The organism is Nitrospirillum iridis (assembly GCF_014205765.1).
In the GTDB taxonomy this organism is placed as follows: Bacteria; Pseudomonadota; Alphaproteobacteria; order Azospirillales; family Azospirillaceae; genus Nitrospirillum; species Nitrospirillum iridis.
Genome location: NZ_JACIIZ010000018.1, coordinates 69,798 through 89,048 on the forward strand (window position 1 = coordinate 69,798; position 19,251 = coordinate 89,048).

General features: G+C 67.5%; 14 protein-coding genes. 9 read left to right on the forward strand and 5 right to left on the reverse strand.

The annotated features are described in order from the left end of the window. Positions 1 to 277: 277 nt before the first annotated feature. The 7 genes from FHS74_RS25645 to FHS74_RS31215 all read left to right on the forward strand — a co-directional run bounded on the left by FHS74_RS25645 (position 278) and on the right by FHS74_RS31215 (position 13,219). Entirely contained in the window at positions 278 to 3,085 is a 2,808-nt protein-coding gene (locus FHS74_RS25645) for a M16 family metallopeptidase (RefSeq protein WP_211106554.1), read from the forward strand. A gap of 180 nt (positions 3,086 to 3,265) precedes the next feature. Next, a complete protein-coding gene (locus FHS74_RS31210; protein WP_184807104.1) occupies positions 3,266 to 5,602 on the forward strand; it encodes an ATP-binding protein in 2,337 nt (778 codons plus the stop codon). Positions 5,603 to 5,811: 209 nt separating this feature from the next. After that, positions 5,812 to 7,107, forward strand: a complete 1,296-nt coding sequence (locus FHS74_RS25655; RefSeq protein ID WP_184807105.1) for a pentapeptide repeat-containing protein — start codon at positions 5,812 to 5,814, stop codon at positions 7,105 to 7,107. A 188-nt stretch (positions 7,108 to 7,295) separates the two neighbouring features. Continuing rightward, positions 7,296 to 7,553: a hypothetical protein gene (locus FHS74_RS25660; protein WP_184807106.1), complete on the forward strand. Its 258-nt coding sequence runs from the start codon at positions 7,296 to 7,298 to the stop codon at positions 7,551 to 7,553. A 313-nt stretch (positions 7,554 to 7,866) separates the two neighbouring features. Beyond that, a complete protein-coding gene (locus tag FHS74_RS25665) occupies positions 7,867 to 10,248 on the forward strand; it encodes a response regulator (RefSeq protein WP_184807107.1) in 2,382 nt (793 codons plus the stop codon). A 108-nt stretch (positions 10,249 to 10,356) separates the two neighbouring features. Next, on the forward strand, positions 10,357 to 10,791 hold the full coding sequence (locus FHS74_RS25670; protein ID WP_184807108.1) for a response regulator: 435 nt from the start codon (positions 10,357 to 10,359) through the stop codon (positions 10,789 to 10,791). Between the two features lie 181 nt (positions 10,792 to 10,972). Further along, the gene (locus FHS74_RS31215) at positions 10,973 to 13,219 is read left to right on the forward strand and encodes an EAL domain-containing protein (protein ID WP_184807109.1); all 2,247 of its coding nucleotides are present in this window, start codon (positions 10,973 to 10,975) and stop codon (positions 13,217 to 13,219) included. Between the two features lie 25 nt (positions 13,220 to 13,244). Here FHS74_RS31215 and FHS74_RS25680 read toward each other — a convergent pair whose 3' ends face one another. From FHS74_RS25680 to ald, 4 genes are all read right to left on the reverse strand, one after another. After that, on the reverse strand, positions 13,245 to 14,033 hold the full coding sequence (locus tag FHS74_RS25680) for a hypothetical protein (RefSeq protein ID WP_184807110.1): 789 nt from the start codon (positions 14,031 to 14,033) through the stop codon (positions 13,245 to 13,247). A gap of 39 nt (positions 14,034 to 14,072) precedes the next feature. Continuing rightward, positions 14,073 to 14,330 carry a cupin domain-containing protein gene (locus FHS74_RS25685; RefSeq protein WP_184807111.1) on the reverse strand — a complete coding sequence of 86 codons (258 nt, stop codon included), beginning with the start codon at positions 14,328 to 14,330 and terminating at the stop codon, positions 14,073 to 14,075. 130 nt (positions 14,331 to 14,460) lie between these two features. Further along, complete coding sequence (locus FHS74_RS25690) at positions 14,461 to 14,649, reverse strand: hypothetical protein (protein WP_184807112.1); 189 nt, start codon at positions 14,647 to 14,649, stop codon at positions 14,461 to 14,463. 171 nt (positions 14,650 to 14,820) lie between these two features. Next, positions 14,821 to 15,936, reverse strand: coding sequence for an alanine dehydrogenase (gene ald / locus FHS74_RS25695; protein ID WP_184807113.1), 1,116 nt, complete (start codon positions 15,934 to 15,936; stop codon positions 14,821 to 14,823). A 162-nt stretch (positions 15,937 to 16,098) separates the two neighbouring features. On the opposite strand from ald, the gene FHS74_RS25700 reads away from it, so the two are divergent. Both FHS74_RS25700 and FHS74_RS25705 read left to right on the forward strand, forming a co-directional pair. Further along, positions 16,099 to 16,605 carry an Lrp/AsnC family transcriptional regulator gene (locus FHS74_RS25700; RefSeq protein WP_184807114.1) on the forward strand — a complete coding sequence of 169 codons (507 nt, stop codon included), beginning with the start codon at positions 16,099 to 16,101 and terminating at the stop codon, positions 16,603 to 16,605. 171 nt (positions 16,606 to 16,776) lie between these two features. After that, entirely contained in the window at positions 16,777 to 17,511 is a 735-nt protein-coding gene (locus tag FHS74_RS25705; RefSeq protein WP_184807115.1) for an SDR family NAD(P)-dependent oxidoreductase, read from the forward strand. Positions 17,512 to 17,739: 228 nt separating this feature from the next. Here the strand turns inward: FHS74_RS25705 and FHS74_RS25710 are convergent, their stop codons facing one another. Next, entirely contained in the window at positions 17,740 to 19,242 is a 1,503-nt protein-coding gene (locus tag FHS74_RS25710) for a PepSY domain-containing protein (RefSeq protein ID WP_184807116.1), read from the reverse strand. Between the last annotated feature and the right edge of the window lie 9 nt (positions 19,243 to 19,251).

Genomic DNA, 19,251 nt, shown 5'->3' on the forward strand with positions numbered 1-19,251 from the left:
AGCCCCGGTGCATGGCCGCGACCGCATTGTCAGACCCGCATGGTGGGCGGTCCGCCGCGACCACGATAGTCCGGCTTCCTGAATAGCACCATAGGCGGGGAGGGGAGGGATGAATCTGAATTGGGGGGAGGCCGGCCGGCGTCGCGACGCTGCTGGCCGGGGGGTGCGCTGATTAATTCCCTGCCCAGGGCATGCGCCCTCATGCACACTGCGCGGGCAGCTGTACCGACGCGGGGCACCGCGCCCGGCACGTTTCGTGGGAAAGAGAGGGACGATTTTGGCTTCTGGTAAGATTTGGCTGGCGGCCGCGCTGGCTTCCGGCTGCGCCCTGTCCGCCCTGGTGGCGCCCGTCTTCGCGCCGTCGCCTGCCTATGCGGCCGATACTCCGGCCAAGGCGATTCCCGCCGGCAAGTCGTCCGCCCCGGCGTCGGTCGCCCCGGCCTCGGTCACAAGTGTCGAGGGCATCACCGAATACCGCCTGGCCAACGGCCTGCGCGTGCTGCTGTTCCCCAGCGAGGCCAAATCCACCATCACCGTCAACGTCGTCTACCGCGTCGGTTCCCGCATGGAAAGCTATGGCGAGACGGGCATGGCCCACCTGCTGGAACACCTGATGTTCAAGGGCACGCCCAACCATAAGGGCATCCCGCAGGAAACCCAGAAACGGGGATTCCAGAACAACGCGACCACGGCGGAAGACCGCACGAACTATTACGAGACCTTCGACGCCCGCCAGGATTATCTGGACTGGGCGCTGGGCCTGGAGGCCGACCGCATGGTCAACTCCTTCATCGCGCGCGCCGATCTCGACAGCGAGATGACGGTGGTGCGCAATGAGATGGAGATGCGGGAGAACAACGCCGTCGGCATCCTGATGGAGCGCATGCACTCCACGGCCTATCTCTGGCATCACTACGGCCATTCCACCATCGGTGCCCGGTCTGACGTGGAGAATGTGGACATCGGCCACCTGCAGGCTTTCTACCACCGCTATTACCGGCCGGATAACGCCACCCTGGTCATCGCCGGCAAGTTCGACCCGGCCAAGGCGCTGGCCAGCGTGCAGGCGACCTTCGGCAAGCTGAAGAACCCGGCCGGGGTCCTGCCGCCGGAATACACGGTGGAACCGGCGCAGGATGGGGAACGGTCCGTCACCCTGCGCCGGGTGGGCGACACGGGGTATGAGGGCCTAGCCTATCACATCCCCGCCGCCACCCATCCCGACAGCGCCGCGCTGTCGGTTCTGTCCTTCATCCTGGGCAGCGTCCCGTCGGGCCGCCTGCACAAGGCGCTGGTGGAACAGAAGCTGGCCACCGCCGTTTCGGCCTCCGCGGAAAAGCGGCTGGATCCCGGCCTCGCCCTGGTGCTGGCGGAGGTGCCCAAGGGCGGGGACGCCGCCAAGGTGCTGGAGGTCATGACCGGCATCGTGGAGGGCGTGCACGACCACCCCATCACCGATGAGGAGGTCGACCGGGCCAAGACCCGCATCATGAAGAATTACGACCAGCTGATGGACAATCCCAACGGGGTGGCCCTGACGCTGACCGACAGCATCGCCCAGGGCGACTGGCGGCTGATGTTCTTGAATCGCGACCGCATCGCCGCCGTGACGGCGGCGGACGTTCAGCGGGTGGCCGAAGCCTATTTCCGGGCGGCCAACCGCACGGTGGGGCACTACATCCCCACCGCCCAGCCCGAACGGGTGGACATTCCGACGGCACCCGCCGCCGCGACCCTGGTGCAGGCATACAAGGGCCGGGAACAGGCGGTGGCCGACACCCTGTTCGACGCCACCCCGGCCAATATCGAGGCGCACACCCAGCGCCTGGATTTGGCGGACGGCGGCAAGCTGGCCCTGCTGGCCAAGCCGGCGCGCGGCCAGGCGGTGAACGTGCTGGTGCGCCTGCGCTATGGCGATGACGCCAGTCTGACGGGCAAGGACGCGGCGGGCGAGGCGGTGGCCAACCTGCTGACCAAGGGAACGGTCAAGCATAGCCGTCAGCAGATCGCCGACATGCTGGACAAGATGAAGGCCAGCCTGGGTGTCTCATCCGGAACCCAGCTGGTCAGCGTGGCGGTGCGGACCGACCGGGCGCACATCAACGACGTCATGGGCCTGGTTGGGGAAATCCTGCGCGAACCCAGCTTCCCCGCCGATGAGTTTGAACAGTGGCGCGCCGCCACCATTGCCGACCTGGAATCGTCCAAGACCGATCCGCAGGCGCTGGCGACCAACGCCTTCGACCGGGCCTTCGACACCACCCAGCCCGATCACCCCGGCCATATCGACTCGGTTGACGATTGGATCGCCAAGGTCCGGGCGCTGACGCTGGATGAGGTCAAGGCCTTTCACCGCGCCTTCTACGGCGCCCGGTCAGCGCAGGTGGCCGTGGTCGGCGACTTCGATGCCGCCACCATGCCGCAACTGGTGCAGGGGGCGCTGGGCGGATTCGTGGCGCCGCAGGCCTATAGCCGCATTCCCGAGACGCTGGCCCCGATCGCCGGACTGGACCAGGTGATCGAGACCCCGGACAAGGCCAACGCCATCCTGCTGGCGGGCCTGCCCCTGGCCCTCAACGAGGATGATCCGGAGTATCCCGCCCTGCTGATGGCCAACCGCATCCTGGGCGGCAGCACCCTCCACTCCCGCCTGGGCGATCGCGTCCGTCAGAAGGAAGGCCTGTCCTATGGCGCCGGGTCAGCCTTGTCGGTGGGCTCCATCGACCCTGTCGGCCGCCTGACCCTGCAGGCCATCGCCGCCCCGCAGAACGTGGCGAAAGTGAAGGCCGCGTTCGGCGAGGAGGTGGCTCGGCTGATCCGCGACGGCGTCACCGATCAGGAACTGGCGGAAGCCAAAAGCGGTTTCCTGGATCAGGTCCACATGGGGCGCACGGATGACGGCCGCTTGGCCAGCATGTTGGCGGGCAACCTCTATCTGGGCAGGACCATGGCCTGGTCGACGGAGATGGAGGCCAAGGTCAAGGCTTTGACGCCGGCGCAGGTGACGGCGGCGCTGCGGGCCCGTATAGACCCGGCCAAGCTGTCGTATTTCCGTGCGGGGGACTTCGCCAAAGTCACCAACTGAGATGCGCTCCGTCGGCGGGGGCACGCGAGCGCATAGGGCATACCTCTCTCTGGTCAGGGGCGCCGTGGCGCGGTAGCTTGGCGACCTCTCGGAGAGGGGGCCTTTCCCGCCTGACGAGTCAAGCGGGGTTCGTGAAGCGCGCCTGTGCCGGCGGCCGCTCTCTGGCGAAGGGATGAAGACGTGGCGGATGGCGAGGATGTCGGCCCCCGCGAGGGCCTGGCGGTGGGACGGGGGACGGCGGCCGCGATGGCGGCGCCCTCTGGCCTGCGCGCCCGCTTCGCCGCCAGGGGCGGACCGCGGGCCGCCCGTCCGTCCCTGGGGGTCCGCGGGCGGTTGCTGCTGGCGGCCGTCACCTTGTTGTTGCCGCCCCTTTTGGGGGGCGCCCTGCTGCTGGGGGGCGCCTATGTCCGCGAGCGACGGGTCGCCGAACGGCACCTGGACGAGACCGCGCACATGCTGGCCCTGGCGGTGGACCAGCAATTGGGACAGAGCCAGGCCTACCTCAAGGCGCTGATCGCTTCCCCCGCCCTGGCTGTTGGCGACTTGGCGACGCTGGAGGCGCAGGCCAGGGCGATCGATCTGCCCAAGGGGTATTGGTTCCGCCTGGCCGCTGCCAGCGACGGCCGGGTTCTGATGAACACGGCGCTGCCGCCGGGAACGCCGCTCAGCGGCGGCCAATTGGGTCCGAATCTGCGGGCCACGCTTGAATCAGGGCATGGCCGGGTGGGCACGCTGTTCAACAGCGCCCTCACCAATCAGCAGGCCATCGCCTTGCATGAGCCGGTGTTCCGGGACGGCGCGCCCGTTTACATCCTCTCCCTGATCATGCCATCCACCGAATTCACCCAGCTGTTGACGGACCAGCAATTGCGGGCCGGCTGGATCGGCGGAATCGTCGACCGGTCAGGCGTCATCATCGCCCGGACCCGGGATCCTGACCGCTATGTCGGCCAGAAGGCGCCGCCGGAATTCATCGACGCTTACGCCAGGATGGCGTCGGGCCGTATGCCGGGGGTGTCGCTGGAAGGCCTGGCCATGATCGTGTCCTTCCGCAAGACACCCAGCCAGGACCTGGTCGTGGCGGTGGCGGCCCCCCGCGACGAGTTGGGGCGCGAGGCTTGGCATGGCCTGCTGTTCGCCTTGACCGGTGCGGTGGCCCTGTTGGCGCTGGCCATGGGCCTGGCCCTGCGGCTGGCCCGGGGCATCACCTACCCTGTGGAGCAACTGGCCGCCCGCGCCGCCATCCTGGGCCGGGGGGAGGCGGTTCCGGCCGATAGCCTGGGATTGGCCGAGGCTGACGCCGTGGCGCTGGTGCTGGCGGATGCCGGGCATCGTCTGGCCCGGTCCAGCGCGGAGCAGGAGGAAAAGGTGCGGGCCGCGGTGGCGGAGGCGGAGAGTGCCAACACAGCCCTCTTCCAGGCCCACCGGATGGAGGCCGTCGGGCGCCTGACCGGGGGAATCGCCCATGATTTCAACAACCTGCTGCAGGCGGTTTCCGGTTGCCTCGACATGCTGTTGCGCCGGGCGGCGGATGATCGCAGCCGGGACCTGATCCGCGCCGGCATGCAGGCGGTCGACCGGGGCGCCGGTCTGACGCGGCAGCTCATGGCATTCGCCCGGCGCCAGGCGCTGCGGCCGGAACCGGTGGACGTGGCGGAACTGGTGCGGGGCATGCGCCAGCTGCTTATGCATGCGCTGCGTGCCGATATCGGTCTGGAGATGGCGTTGCCCCAAGGTCTTTGGCCCGCCATGGCGGATTCCGCCCAACTGGAGTTGGCGCTGCTGAACGTGGCGGTCAACGCGCGCGACGCCATGCCCCAAGGGGGCGTTCTGCGCTTCGTGGCGGAGAATGTGCACCTGACCCCCCAATACACGGAGGAGGGACTGAAGGGCCAGTTTGTGCGGTTGGCCATCACCGACACCGGGTCCGGCATCGATCCCGCCGTTTTGCCGCATGTGTTCGAACCGTTCTTCACCACCAAGGAGGTGGGTAAGGGATCCGGCCTCGGACTGTCGCAGGTCTACGGTTTCGCCCGCCAGTCGGGGGGGACCGTCCACCTTGACAGCGTGCCGGGGGTGGGAACCACGGTCACCCTGTTCCTGCCCCGATCCGCGACCGAAGCCCGCCGCCCGGTGGTGGTGCTGGAACCGCGTCCGGTCGACCGGGCGGAGACGCGGACCGTGCTGGTGGTGGAGGATGACGCCACCGTGGCCGCGACCGTGGCCGCCAGCCTGAAGGAGAGGGGGTTCACCGTGCTTCAGGCGTCGCGCGCCGACCAGGCCCTAGCCCTGCTGCAGGATGGCGACGTCATCGACGTGCTGTTTTCCGATATCGTCATGCCCGGGGGCATGAACGGGGTGGAACTGGCCAAGGTGGCGCGCCTGCTGCGGCCCGACCTGGCCGTCCTGTTGACGACGGGATACGCGGAAAACCTGCCCCCGCTGGAGGGGCTGCGGCTGCTGTCCAAGCCGTATCGCATGGAGCAGCTGCTGGAGGCGCTGGACACCCTGCGCTGACGGGTCAGCCATTCGTCCCGCGCGTATTTTCCGCCCGGCTTTTCCAGGCGGCTTTCAGCTTCCATTAACCCGCGCCGGCCATACTGGCCCAGGCGGCGCGATCCCGCCTTTCGGAAGGACCGGCCCGGCGGCCGTTCGCCGCAGACCGGCGGCGTGGCCGCATACGGCTCCGGCCCACCTGGTTTTCCTGGTCGCGAGCGAAAGGTCCCATGTTCGGCGCCCAGCTGCCCCAGATCCTGGATGATCACGAACGCTGGCTGGCGGCGGCACCTGGCGGCCGGCGGGCCAATCTGGCGATGCATGTCCTGCGCGGTATCGACCTGTCGCGCCGTAACCTGACGCGGGCCCTGATGGCGGGGGCGGACCTTTCCACCGCCACCCTCGTTGGCTGCCGGCTGGAAGGTGCTGATCTCCATGGGGCCGATCTTTCCGGTGCCGATTTGACCCAAGCCTGCCTTGTCGCGGCGGATCTGCGCGGTTCCAATCTCCGGGGGGCGCGGCTGGACCGGACGGACCTTCGCGGCGCGGACCTGCGTTCCAGCGACATGCTGATGCCGGTGCCGATGAAGGCGGCGGGCGAGGCGCCTTCCGGCCGTGACATCGTTTTCCGCCAGGCCCGCCTGGGGCGGGCGCTGCTGGTGGGTGCGCGCCTGTCGGGGGTGGTCATGCGGGAATGCGACGTCACGGGCGCCGCCCTGCGCGGCGCTGACCTGAAGGGGGCCGATCTCGGCGGCTCCGTCCTGCGGGATGTGGACTTCACGGGCGCTGATCTCAGCCAGGCCGATCTGACGGCCACGCGACTGAGCGGCGCGTCGCTGGTGGGCACCCGCCTGAACGACGCCTGCTTCGCCGGCGCCGATCTGGTGGGGGTGGACCTGGAGCACTGCGATTTCAGCGGCGCCCTGCTGGACGAGGCACGCTTTTCCCAGCCCCTCGATTCGCTGGCGCTGGACATGCGTCATCGGGTCCATGAACACGAACGCTGGATCGATAGTGGCGGCACCCGGGGGGCCCGGGCGGAGCTGGAGGCGGCCAATCTTGAGGGGGCCGACCTGCGGGGGGTGCGTCTGTCCGGCGCCGCCCTGCGGGGGGCCCGGCTGCGCGGCGTCCTTCTGGCCGGGGCCGATCTGACCCTGGCCGACTTGTCCGGGGCGGACCTGACGGACGCCAGCCTGCGCGGCGCCGTCCTGCGGGGGGCGGCGTTGGGGCATGCGCGCCTGATGGGGGCCGATTTGGCGGACGCCCGCCTCGACCCGGCGGATATCCTGCGGCCGGATGGCCATCCCAGCGGCCGCTCCTGGCCAGCGGATCTTTCCGGCGCGGACCTGACCCGGGCCAGCTTGTGGCGCGCCCAACTGCAGTATGCCAATTTCACCGGCGCCGATCTCAGAGACGCCGATCTGGGGCAAGCGGACGCGACCGGTGTGCGCTTCGCCCAAGCCCGCCTGGAGGGGGCTATCGGCCTTGACCGCCTAACGGCCCCGGCGTCGGCCCAGGCCGGCTGATCCAGTTCCCGCCTCCCCGCCGGTGGCGGCCTCGGTCCCTTGTCATAGTGTAGCCGGGGCGTGGCCAGTACCCTTGGCCGGCATCACTCATCCAAACCGCATAGGCCGAATTAATGGGCGCTAAACGAAGCGTCTTTGATTACGGTCCCTCTATCAAGATGTCCTTGGGAAGCGGGTGGGAGCGGTAGATGAACGATCGGCTGAAGCCGGAATTGCGCGAACTGGCGGTTAAGATCGCGACATCGTATGCCCGGTCCAATACCGTTACCGTCGAGGCGCTTCCTTCGGTCATCGTCATGGCCTATCAGGCGCTTGAGGCCTGTATCGCGCCTCCGCCCCCGCCGCCGGCCGAGCCGCCAAAGCGTGGGCGCCGGGGCGGCAAGGTGGTGGCCAAGGCCGCCGTTCGCGGTCGTGGCAAGTCCGTTGGTCGCCAATCCGCGTCTTGAGGCCCGCTCCCTGGGGCGCCGATAAGCCGCCCCATCCGATGCGTCCGTCCTGAATCGCGCAGGGAATCGTGAGCGGCTGGATTGGTCGTTCCCCATCATGTACAGTGGCTGTGACACCCTGGGAACATTGGTTTCCTGCGGGTGTTTAGCCCGGACTCACCGATACCGCTACCATATGGCGTCATCGGTGGGCCGATATGGGGGAATGTCAATCAAACGGCATAAAGGTGCCGGCGCGTCGATTCATGGCTGTGATCAGCGGTTCCAAACGAATGCAAGCCGTCACCGCCCGTCGCCTTGATCTCGGGCGGCCATGACGTCCGACCTCGATTCTCTGTTCATGATTGAGGACGCGCCGGCGACCAAGACGCCGGACCTGCCGCCCTGGCCCATTCTTGTCGTCGATGACGATGAGGAAGTGCACATCATGACCCGGCTCGTCCTCAGCCGGCTGACCTACAAGGGCCGCCCGCTGGAGCTGCTGACCGCGCGTTCGGCGGCGGAGGCCGCGACCATCCTCACCCGGCGCTCGGACGTGGCGGTGGCCCTGCTGGATATCGTCATGGAGACCGACGACGCCGGCCTTGTTCTGGCCCGCCGCATCCGTGAGGAGTTCGACAACAACGACGTGCGCATCGTGCTGCGCACCGGCCAGCCGGGCCAGGCCCCGGTACGCGACGTCATCGTCAATTACGATATCAACGATTACAAGGCCAAGACCGAACTCACGTCCGAAAAGCTGTTCATCACCATCATCACGGCGCTGCGCTCCTACGACAACATCTGCACCGCACGCGAGGCGCAGAGCGCCAGCCGGTTGAAGTCCAGCTTCCTGGCGACCATGAGCCATGAGATCCGCACGCCCATGAACGCTGTCCTGGGCATGTTGGAACTCATGTCCCATACGGGCCTGGACGATGACCAGATGGAGATGCTGTTCACCGCCCGGGACGCCGCCGGGACCCTGCTGCGCATCATCGACGACATTCTCGATTTCTCGAAAATCGAAGCCGGCCGCATGGACATCGAATGCCATCCGGTGGCGCTGGGTCCCCTGGTCGAGGGGGTGGCGGACATGTTGGCGGCACAGGCGCGCAAACGGTCGCTGGACCTGCACGTCCACATCGATCCCGCCGTCCCCGAACTGCTGATGGGCGATCCGCTGCGCTTGCGACAGGTGCTGTACAACCTGACGGGCAACGCCATCAAGTTCACGGAAAAGGGCGGCGTCACCCTCTCGGTGCGATGCCTCGCGGGGGCTGCGCCGGGCCGGTCGCGCGTGCGTGTCGCCGTGCAGGACACCGGTATCGGCATCGCGGAGGAGGTGCAGAAGCAGCTGTTCCAGCCGTTCACCCAGGCGGAAAGCTCCACCAGCCGCCGCTTCGGCGGTACCGGCCTGGGCTTGTCCATCAGCCGGCGCCTGGTCGATTTGATGGATGGCCGCATCGGTCTGGACAGCACGCCGGGCCAGGGCTCCACGTTCTGGTTTGAGATCGACCTGGCCGTGGCCGAGGAACAGCCGGTGGCGGCACCCCAGCCGGCCTTGCCGTCGCTGGCGGGCATGGCGGTGCTGGTCGCGGCGGAGACTCAGGCGCTGCGCGACACCGTCGCCTGCTACATCGAGGCGGCCGGCGGGCATGTGGTCGCTGAAGGCCAGGCCTGGACCGTCGCCGTGGTCATTCCCCGGCCCGGGGACGTTTGGCCCGACCTGCCGGCGGGCAAGCCGGCGGTGCTGGTCGCCGCGGCGGATTCGGTCCGGCCGTCGGGCCTGCCGTCCGGGACGGTGCAGATCGGACGTCCGGTGCGCCGTGTCCCGTTGATTCGGGCCGTGGCCGCCGCCGCGGGGCAGGAGATGGCGGCGCGGACCGCCGCCTCCCCCTTGCGCCGAGGGCGGGGGGAACCGCCATCGCCGGAGGCCGCCGCCGCCCAGGGGCGCCTGGTGCTGGTGGCGGAAGACCAGCCGGTCAATCAGATGGTCATCCGGCGTCAATTGTCCCTGTTGGGCATCGCGGCGGAGATCACCGAGGACGGGGCCCAGGCGCTGTCGGCATGGCGCACGGGCCGCTTTGGCCTGGTGCTGACCGATTGCAACATGCCTGAGATGGACGGTTTCGAACTGACCGCCGCCATCCGGGAAGCGGAGGCGGGCACCGGTCTGCGCACCCCCATCATCGCGCTGACGGCCAATGCCATGGCCGGCGAATCCCAGCGCTGCCTGGCGGCCGGCATGGACGGCTTCCTGGCCAAGCCGTTGGAACTGGAGCGGCTGGACCGCTGCCTCACACAGTGGCTACCACCCTTGCCCGCTGGCGTGCCGGCGGTGGACGCGGCGGCAGCACCCGTGGTGGCTGATGCGGAAGGGGACGCGCTGCCCCTCAACCTCTCCTACACGCTGGACCTGTTCGGCGTTCTGGATGATGAGGCCCGGGGCTTCCTGCGCGATTTCCTGGACGCGGCCAAGCCCTTGGCCGATGGGGTCGCGCTGGCTTTTGAACGGGACGACGCCGTTATGGCGCGACGGGACGTGCATGCCCTGGCCGGGGTGGCCAAAAGCGCGGGCGCCGAGATTTTGGCGCGCGTGGCTGATGGAGTGGAAGACGCCCTGTTGAAAGGGAACGTGGGGGACGCCCGGCAGGCGGCCAAGGGTCTGCCCCCGGCCCTGCAACAGGTGGCGGCGGCGATCGCCGCTTTATAACAAGACGTTCCTTATAATTTCTGCCTATACTATATCTGTATTCCCGGCATGAGGGCGGGGGGTGGAAAGAAACCGCGCGTATTCATTTTGCGTTAAAGTTAAAATTGTTTGGAACGGGACAGCGAAGCGGCCGTTTGGGGATGGCAGATGAGTGCGATTTCATTCAATTTCCGCAGCGCCCTGGTGATTGAGGATCAAAGTTTCATCCGTGGTGTCGTTGTTCGCATCCTTCGCCAGCTGGATTTTGGCACGGTGATGGAGGCGGAGGACGGGTCCTCCGGCCTGAACGTCGCCATGGAGAGGCGGCCGGACGTGATTGTCGCCGATATCGACATGGCCCCGGTGGACGGGCTGACCTTTTTGCAGCACCTGCGGGCGCGGGAAGCGAAGGGGCATCACATTCCAGTGGTCTTTTTGACCAATCGCGCGGACAAGGTTACGGTTTTGAAGGCCAGGGATTTGGGTGCGGACGCGTTTATCGCCAAGCCCGTGACCCTGGTGAACCTGCGCGAGAAATTGCAGGTGGTGATGGCGCGGCGATAAAGCAGATCTTGGACAGAGTCAGTGAGCGCGGGCTGCGGTTCCCTTTGACGCGGACGGCCCTCGCCGTGGGAAGGCGGCACCCGAACGCCGGTGGAAAAGGCAAGAAGCGGATGGCGATGGCGCGGGTTAGGGGAATGTCGAACGGGCGGACACCGGCGGCAAGGCCTGTGAAAGGTGTGCCGTGAGCAAGCCTGACGCGTTCTCGACCCCGTTGTTCACCGTCCGTCCGCCCCGCTGGCTTCACGCTTGGCGCGTGCGGCGCGCCCGACAGCAGGAGGCGATGCGCCGCCATCGGATGACGGTGGCGTTCTGGCAGTCGCTGACGGTGCGGCAAGCGGCGCTGGCCTTGCTGTCGGCCGTCGTCATCGGCGCCGTCCTGTCCTTGATCCAAGGGGTGGGGGAGGCTGAACGGGAGCGGGCGAAGTTCGCCAACACCGGCCACCTGGTGATGGATCTGGTTGAGAACACGGCCAGCGCCGCCGTCTGGAATCTGGATCCGGATCTGGTGTCCGGACTGGTCCGTTCGGTGCTGGCCATCGACGGCGTCCGCTCCATCCGGCTGATCGAGACGCCGGATCGCGTGCTGGCCTCCGGGACGCGGGACACGGCGCCGGTGGAAGCGGGCGGGGGCATGTGGCGCGATTGGCTGTCCAGCGCCCGTTTCGCGGCCATCTTCCAGGATCTGGCGCAGACCCAGCGCCTATTGTACCGCCCGTCCGGCAGCCCCCGCACGGGCCCCGTCATCGGCCGGTTGGAGCTGGAGCTGGACACCAGTCGGGCGGCGGCCGACTACGCCGCCTTTATCCGCGCCACCGTGGTGGGCGGCCTTGTGCGCGACCTTGCCTTGGGCGTGGTCCTGGCCGTGCTGCTGCACACCTTTCTGACCCGGCCGTTGCGCGCCGTGGGCCTGGCCATCGCCCGCATCGACCCCTCGCGCGCCGGGGCGGCCCGCTTGCCGGACTTCCCCGGTCAGGCGGACAACGAGTTGGGCTTCCTGGTGCGCCGCTTCAATGAGGTGCTGCGCCTGCTGGACCGTAGCCGGTCGGATATGGAGCAATTGGCCACCCATGACGCGCTGACCGGCCTGCCCAACCGCCTGCTGTTGCAGCGCCGGCTGGATGAGGCGCTGCGGCGGCGGGAACGGTGGCTCCGCAATCCCGCGGGGGCGTTATCGGAAGGGCAGGGCCGTCCGGTCCCGGCCGGGGGGCGTGATGGCATCGCCCTGTTCTTCCTGGACCTGGACCGCTTCAAGCATGTGAATGACAGCCTGGGCCACGATGTGGGGGACCGGCTGCTGAAGGCGGTGGCGGGCCGCCTGCGCGACTGCATCGGCGCGGGCGACATGCTGGGCCGCCTGGGCGGCGATGAATTCCTGGTGGTGACGGAAGAGGCGTTTGAGGCGGTGGACGCCGCCGTGCTGGCCGAGCGCCTGTTGAAGGCGCTGGAGGCGCCGTTGATGGTGGAGGGCGGGCACCAGCTGCATGCTGGCGCCTCCATCGGCGTGGCGCTGGTCAATGACGCCGCCGACGACGCCACCACCCTGATGCGCCAAGCGGACACCGCCCTTTATGTCGCCAAGTCCGCCGGCAGGGGCCAGTACCGCTTCTTCTCTCCCGAAATGAGTGAGCGCGCGGAAAGCCGCCTCAGCACCGAGGCCAATCTGCGGCAGGCCCTCAGCATCGGTTCGTTCGAACTCTATTTCCAGCCCAAGGTGCGGGCCGCTGACCAGTTCCTGGTGGGGGCGGAGGCGCTGGTCCGCTGGAAGCATGATGGCCAACTGGTGCAGCCCGGCGCCTTCATGACCGTGGCGGAGGACAGTGGCCTGATCATGGAATTGGGCAGCTGGGTGCTGGACCAGGCCATCCGTGAGGCCACGCACTGGACCAAGCTGCTGCCGGATTTCCATATCGCCGTGAACGTCTCCGCCCGTCAGATCATCGCGCCTGGCTTTGTCGAGCTGGTGCGGGACTGCCTGTCGCGCAGCGGCGTGGCCGCCGACCGCATCGAGATCGAGGTGACGGAGAGCGTCATGGTGGACAGCTCCCGTTCGCTGGAAGTGCTGTGGCGGCTGAAACGGCTGGGTGTGCGCATCGCCGTGGATGATTTCGGCACCGGCTTCTCCTCGCTGTCCTATCTGCGCCAGATGCCCATCGACACCTTGAAGATAGACCGGGCCTTCGTGCAGGATCTGCCGCGCGACAGCGCCATCGCCGCCATGATCCTGACCCTGGGCGCGCGACTGGGCCTGGAGGTGGTGGCCGAGGGCGTGGAACGGGAGGAGCAGCTGGCCTGGCTGGTGGCGGAGGGCTGCCCCGTCGTCCAGGGATTCTACATCGCCGAGCCCATGCCAGCCCGCCAGCTGGAAGCCCGCTTCCTGCATCCGCTGCTGATGGCGCGGGAGGATGAACGCGAGGGGCGCAGCGCCTGATCGTTCCTCACCGCCCCAGGTTCGGTCAGGGCTTCCAGGACACAATGCACATAAGCGGCAACACCATAGGGAATTGCGACTGAGCGGATAGGCTCCAGAACGCACCGGGCGTTCCTGGGCCGCTGGGTTGGGTCCGGTGCAGCAGCGTTACGGTTATCGGTATCTGCTTCCATGTGAGCAGATACACGCCCTGGTCGTCATTGACCTCGGCATTCTTGGGCCCGGAGATGTCGGAGCCAATAACGTTCCCGTGACAAGTGGCGGGGTCGATTTCCCGTGCATAGGTCGAAAGGCTGTGAAGTTTTCCTTCGCCGCTTGGCGTTGTCCACGCCATTTTCCGATATAGGAGCAGGTATAGTTTCGTATTGGTCAGCTGCTCGCTGTAGACGTCATATCGCTCGAAGATCTGACCCGTAGGTTGCTCCGTTGGTACCTTGAATGGCGGCGGTGGCGGCTCCTGGAATAAGTCCGCCGGACACCGGTCCAGCTGAGTTTGCGCCGCGATGTCCTTGGCCGACGTTGCGGATGTTATGGGATGTTGGACCGCTATGTTGGTGTTGGCGAGGAAGTCTGAAATAAACTCCTCGCATCCGGGTTCAGCTTGGTGTGGGCGCTTCAGGGAACGGACAGCGGTGAGAAAGGTCTGTATCCCCTTTTCCTTGTTTGGAGAAAAGAGGGGGTAGCGGGCCTCGGTTCGTTCTATGAGCGCTGCATTGCCTTGGCTCTTTTGTGAGGCGCACCCCGTCAGGGCGATTATCCCCGCCAGTGTCAGGACGTTGAAAACGGATGCGGAGACGCTTCTCTTTATGAACACCGGATAAAGGCCCCTTCGATTTGAATTTAATAATGGAAATCAGTTCTTAAAACTGGTGCTCAGCATTTCCCCACCCTTCGGTCCCCAGAACAAAACCCAGGTGGCGAAGTCCTCGGTGAAGTCCTCGAACCGGTGTGTGGCGCCGGCCTCCACGAACAGCAGGTCAAGCGGCTGGAAGGGGCGGCGCTCGTCATTTTTCACGAAGGTACCCGTGCCGCTGATGATGACGTAGATTTCATCGCGGATATGGGGGCCTTGCGGATCGTGGCCACGGGGGCCGTAGATGCCCACCTTCATGGTGCCGTGTTCCAGCAGCTACTGGAACCGTTCCCCGGCGGGCACATCGGGCAGGCCGGCCAGGGCGGGGGCCGCTGAAATGAGCCAGGACGGCGCTTGCATGGCGGGCTGACCTTGTCAGTATGTGCTATCAGGCGCCGGTCGAGGCAGCCGTAGCCTCCTGCTTCATTCGCTGTTCTTCGCGGTCGTTTTCCAGCTTCAGTTTTCGCGCCCGCTCGCGGACCTCCTCCTCCTTGGCCTCAATCAAATCCGACAGGTTCCAGAAGACGAAGCCGCCACCGAACAGAAAGAGCAATAAAAGACCGTCTGTGAACGTCATTGGTGCCCCCCGTGATTCTTCCAAATGCAACTTAGGCGATCGGGATGTGCCAGGGCCAGGGAAAAGGTCCAGGTCACGGCGTCGCACGTCAGCGGTCAGCCGGCGGACAGCGAAAAGGCCCGGCGTCGCCGCCGGGCCTTCACAGTCACTCGGTCGCTGATCCGGAAGGGATCAGGCGATGGCCGTTTCGGCGGCCACATAGCGGGCGTCGCCCGCTTCCACCAGGGCCGGATGGGTCAGCTTGCCGCGGAACACGTTCAGGCCGTTGCGCAGGTGCACGTCATCGGCCAGGGCCTGCTGCCAGCCCTTGTCGGCCAAGGCCAGGACGAAGGGCGCGGTGGCGTTGTTCAGGGCGAAGGTGGAGGTGCGGGCGACGGCGCCCGGCATGTTGGCGACGCAGTAGTGGATGACGCCGTCGACCACGTAGGTGGGGTCGGCGTGCGTGGTGGCGTGCGAGGTCTCGAAACAGCCGCCCTGGTCGATGGACACGTCCACCAGCACACTGCCGGGGCGCATCTTGGTCACCATCTCCTTGGTGACGACCTTCGGCGCGTTGGCGCCCGGCACCAGCACGGCACCGATGACCAGGTCGGCGTCCAGCACGCACTTTTCGACGGTGTCGAGGTTGGCGTAGAGGGTGTTCACGCGGCGGCCATACTGCTGGTCGATCTGACGCAGCCGGTCCAGCGACTTGTCCAGCACGGTCACTTCCGCTTCCAGGCCGACGGCCATACGGGCGGCGTTCAGGCCGACCACGCCGCCGCCGATGACGACGACCTTGGCGGCCGGGGTGCCGGGCACGCCGCCCAGCAGGATGCCGTTGCCGCCGTAGCTCTTCTCCAGGCATTTGGCGCCCGCCTGGATGGACATGCGGCCGGCGACCTCGCTCATCGGCGCCAGCAGGGGCAGGCCGCCGCGGGCGTCGGTCACGGTCTCATAGGCGATGCAGATGGCGCCGGAGGCCAGCAGCAGCTCCGTCTGCTCCGGATCGGGGGCCAGGTGCAGATAGGTGAACAGGACCTGGCCGGGGCGCAGCATGCGGCACTCGTGCGGCTGCGGCTCCTTCACCTTGACGATCATGTCGGCCTTGGCGAAGACCTCCTCGGCCGTGTCCACCAGGGCGGCGCCGGCGGCGGCGTACTGGTCGTCCGTCAGGCCGATGGCGGCGCCGGCGTTCTTCTGCACCACGACGCTGTGGCCATGGGCCACCAGCTGGCGCACGTTGGCGGGGATCAGACCGACGCGGTACTCGTGGTTTTTGATTTCCTTGGGAACGCCGACCAGCATGACATATCTCCCGGTATTTGGGGGGTTGGCGCCGCCTGTCCGGTCGCTCAACCGTTGCCTCGATTTCGGAAGGCAGAATAAGGCCGAAGGCCGGTGCATGTCCTTGCGTTCAGGCCAGGCGTGAGGGCAAAATGAGCAAGAAACCATCGTTTGGGGGACGCTATGCGGCAGGGTCTGCGAACAACAGTCCTTGATAGGATTGATCGTGCCATCCTGGGCCGGTTGCAGGAGCATGGACGCATCCCCAATTCAGACCTGGCCGCGCATGTTCATCTGTCGGAAAGCGCCTGCCTGCGCCGGGTCAAGGCGATGGAGGAGGCCGGGATCATCAGCGGTTACACCGCCATCCTGGATCCCGCCACCTGCGGCCGGCCGGAGAGTGTCTTCGTGCAGGTGACGCTGGAAAAGCAGACGGAGCCCTATTTACGGGCGTTCGAGGAGGCGCTGGCCACCTGTCCGCAGGTGATGGAGTGCTATTTGATGTCGGGGGACAGCGACTATCTGCTGCGGGTGGTGGTGGCGGGGGCCGCCGACTATGAGGCCCTGCACAACCGCATCCTGACCCGCCTGCCGGGCGTGGCCCGCGTCCATTCCAGCTTCACCCTGCGCACCGTCATGAAGCGCACGGCCTTGCCGCTGGCCGACACTGTCACGGTGGGGGGTGACTGAGCGGGTGGGAGCCGAGCGGGTGGCGGCAGAGTGGGTGGCGGCCAAGCGGGTGGCGATTGACGGGGCCGATGCCAGGCCGTACACCGCAAAGCCGTCCGTTGCGATAAGGGATGGGAAGCGCACGCTACCCTTGTCGGCGGCCCAACCATTTTTTGAGGAAAGCGCCCCCGCATGACTGAGCTCCCCTCTCCCCTCCCCACCGGTCGCCTGACCGGCCGGGTGGCCGTGGTCACCGGCGCCTCGCGTGGCCTGGGCGCAGCGGTTGCCAAGGGCCTGGCGGCGGAGGGCGCGCATGTCGTGCTGATCGCCCGCACCGTGGGCGGGCTGGAGGAGGTGGACGACGCCATCCGCGCCGCCGGCGGCAGCGCCACCTTGATTCCCCAGGACATGGCGGCGGAGCCGGCGCAGCTGGATGTGCTGGGCCCGGCGCTGCTGGACCGGTTCGGTCGGGTGGACATCCTGGTGGCCAACGCCGGCATGCTGGGCGCCATCGGCCCCATGGCCCACGCCAACGTCAAGGAATGGGACAAGGTGCTGGCCCTGACGCTGACCGCCAATATGCGCCTGATCCGCAGCCTGGACCCCCTGCTGCGGGGATCGGACGCGGGCCGCGCCGTCTTCATCACCGACCGTTACGGCCATGAGCCGGTGGCTTACTGGAACGCCTACGCCGTGGCCAAGGCGGGGTTGGAGATGATGGCCCTGACCTACGCGCAGGAGGTGCTGCAAAGCCCCCTGAAGGTCAACCTAGTCGACCCGGGCCCCATGCCCACCAAGCTGCGCGCCCAGGCCTTCCCCGGCGAAAAGCCGGACACGCAGCCGCCGGTCACCCGTGTCGTGCCCACCATCCTGGACCTGGTGGCACCGGCCAACGTCCGCCATGGCGAGTGCATCGCCCTGTACTGAGCGGCGCTGGGTGGGGGCGGCGCCCGTTCAAGGGTGGCCGACGCATGGCAGCATTTGCTTACGCTCCGTACCGTAGTGATATTGGTCACAGCCGCAGCGGTTCAGCGGGCATAGTCTTCCTCTTGTACCGGGGCTGGCCCCAACCGCCCTGGTACAGAGACGGCGACCCCCGCGTCCCGTTTCTGCTTCCCCGTCCGGGTGGGTTGCTCCCCGCGCCCAACCCGGCATCTATGAAGGCCCGCCGCTCCCCCGCAGGCGGGCCTTTTTCTTTGGGCTGTCGGCGGAACGCGCGGGGAATTGCCGCCGCAACCGCCTTGTGCTGACGACAACCCCCGTCAGGCTGAACACCAGGCCCAGCGTCAGGGGCTGCAATTCCAGGGTCCAGCGCAGCATCGGCCGGCCGGTCAGGCCGGGGAAGTTGAAGGTGTGGAGGGCGAAGTAGACCCAGGCATAGGTGCTGCGGCTGTCGTCCATGACGACAAGGATGCGGCCGGCGTGTCCATCCACGTAAACGTCGACCGGCTTTGCGCCCTTTATCGCGAAGCGCCGGGTGTCGGTCGTCATTCCCTCCGCCAGGGCATAGAGGTCGGTCGCGTCCACGCTGCCGGCCGCGCTCACCGCTGTACCGGGCCAGGCGTTCCGCAGCCCGGCGGCCAACACCTCATCGGGCAGGAACAGGGAAGGGCCCCCACCCGGTATCATGGTCCGGGGGGGCGCCCCGCCGCCATAGGCGGTGATGACGGGATGTCCGGCCACGGCGCCGAAGCGCAGTTCCGTGGCGGAGCCCAGGGCGCGCAGGTCATCCAGGGTCAGCGCCGCGACGGCGGCCTCCAGCGTGAGGCCCTGGAAGGCCGCGCGCCGGTCGTCGCCAGCCTCTCCCGTCGAGAAGAGGCGGCCATGGTCCATGGATAGCCAGCCGCTGAGGATCCAGGTGAAGACGAACAGCCCGGCGCCGAGGCCCAGCAGATGGTGCCAACCCAACCACCCGCGAAACGGGGTCAGGGCGCGCCGGCGGGACGCCCGCGCCTTCATCGTGCGGTAGATGCCCAGCCAAATCCCCGCGATCGTGGTGAGCAGGGCCCACAGCGATATCCACCACACCACTTGGTTCCACAGGCTCCAATCCTGGCGGATGGGTGTGAAATAGACCCAGTGCAGGACGGCGCCGCACCAGTTCCAGGCCCGCTCCGCCCGTGTGGCCCGCTGCAGGACCTCGCCGGTGGTGGCGGAGACGTACAGCCAGGTGTGGGCCGTGTCCGCCAGCACCACACGATAAAACGGGCGGTACCGGTTGAAGCGATGGTGGACCACCCACTGGTCGTACGCCAAAGGACCCTCGACATGGTCGACCGCATCCCCGGCGAAGCGGCCGGCGATGGCGGCCGCCTGGCTGGGCGTCAGCGGACCAGGGGGCAGTGGATTCGGCGGTGGCGCGGCGTCGCCCGCGACCGCCACGTCCGGCCGCCCCGGAACTTGCAGCAGGTAGCGGGGGTGGCCGTCGGCGCTGACCAGTCGCAGGTCGGTCGCATCGGGGGCCTGGGCCAGCGCGGCGGCCGGTGTCACCGCCATGGCATCCAGGGCGATGGGCTCGGCCGCCTCCCGCCGGGCCGCGTCGGGCAGGGCGGGGAAGGGCACGAACATCAGGACGGCGCCGCTGGCGAACCAGACGGTGAACAGCAGGCACAGGACGACGCCCGCCCACCGGTGAAACCACGACAGCCACCGCAGCACCGTTGGCCA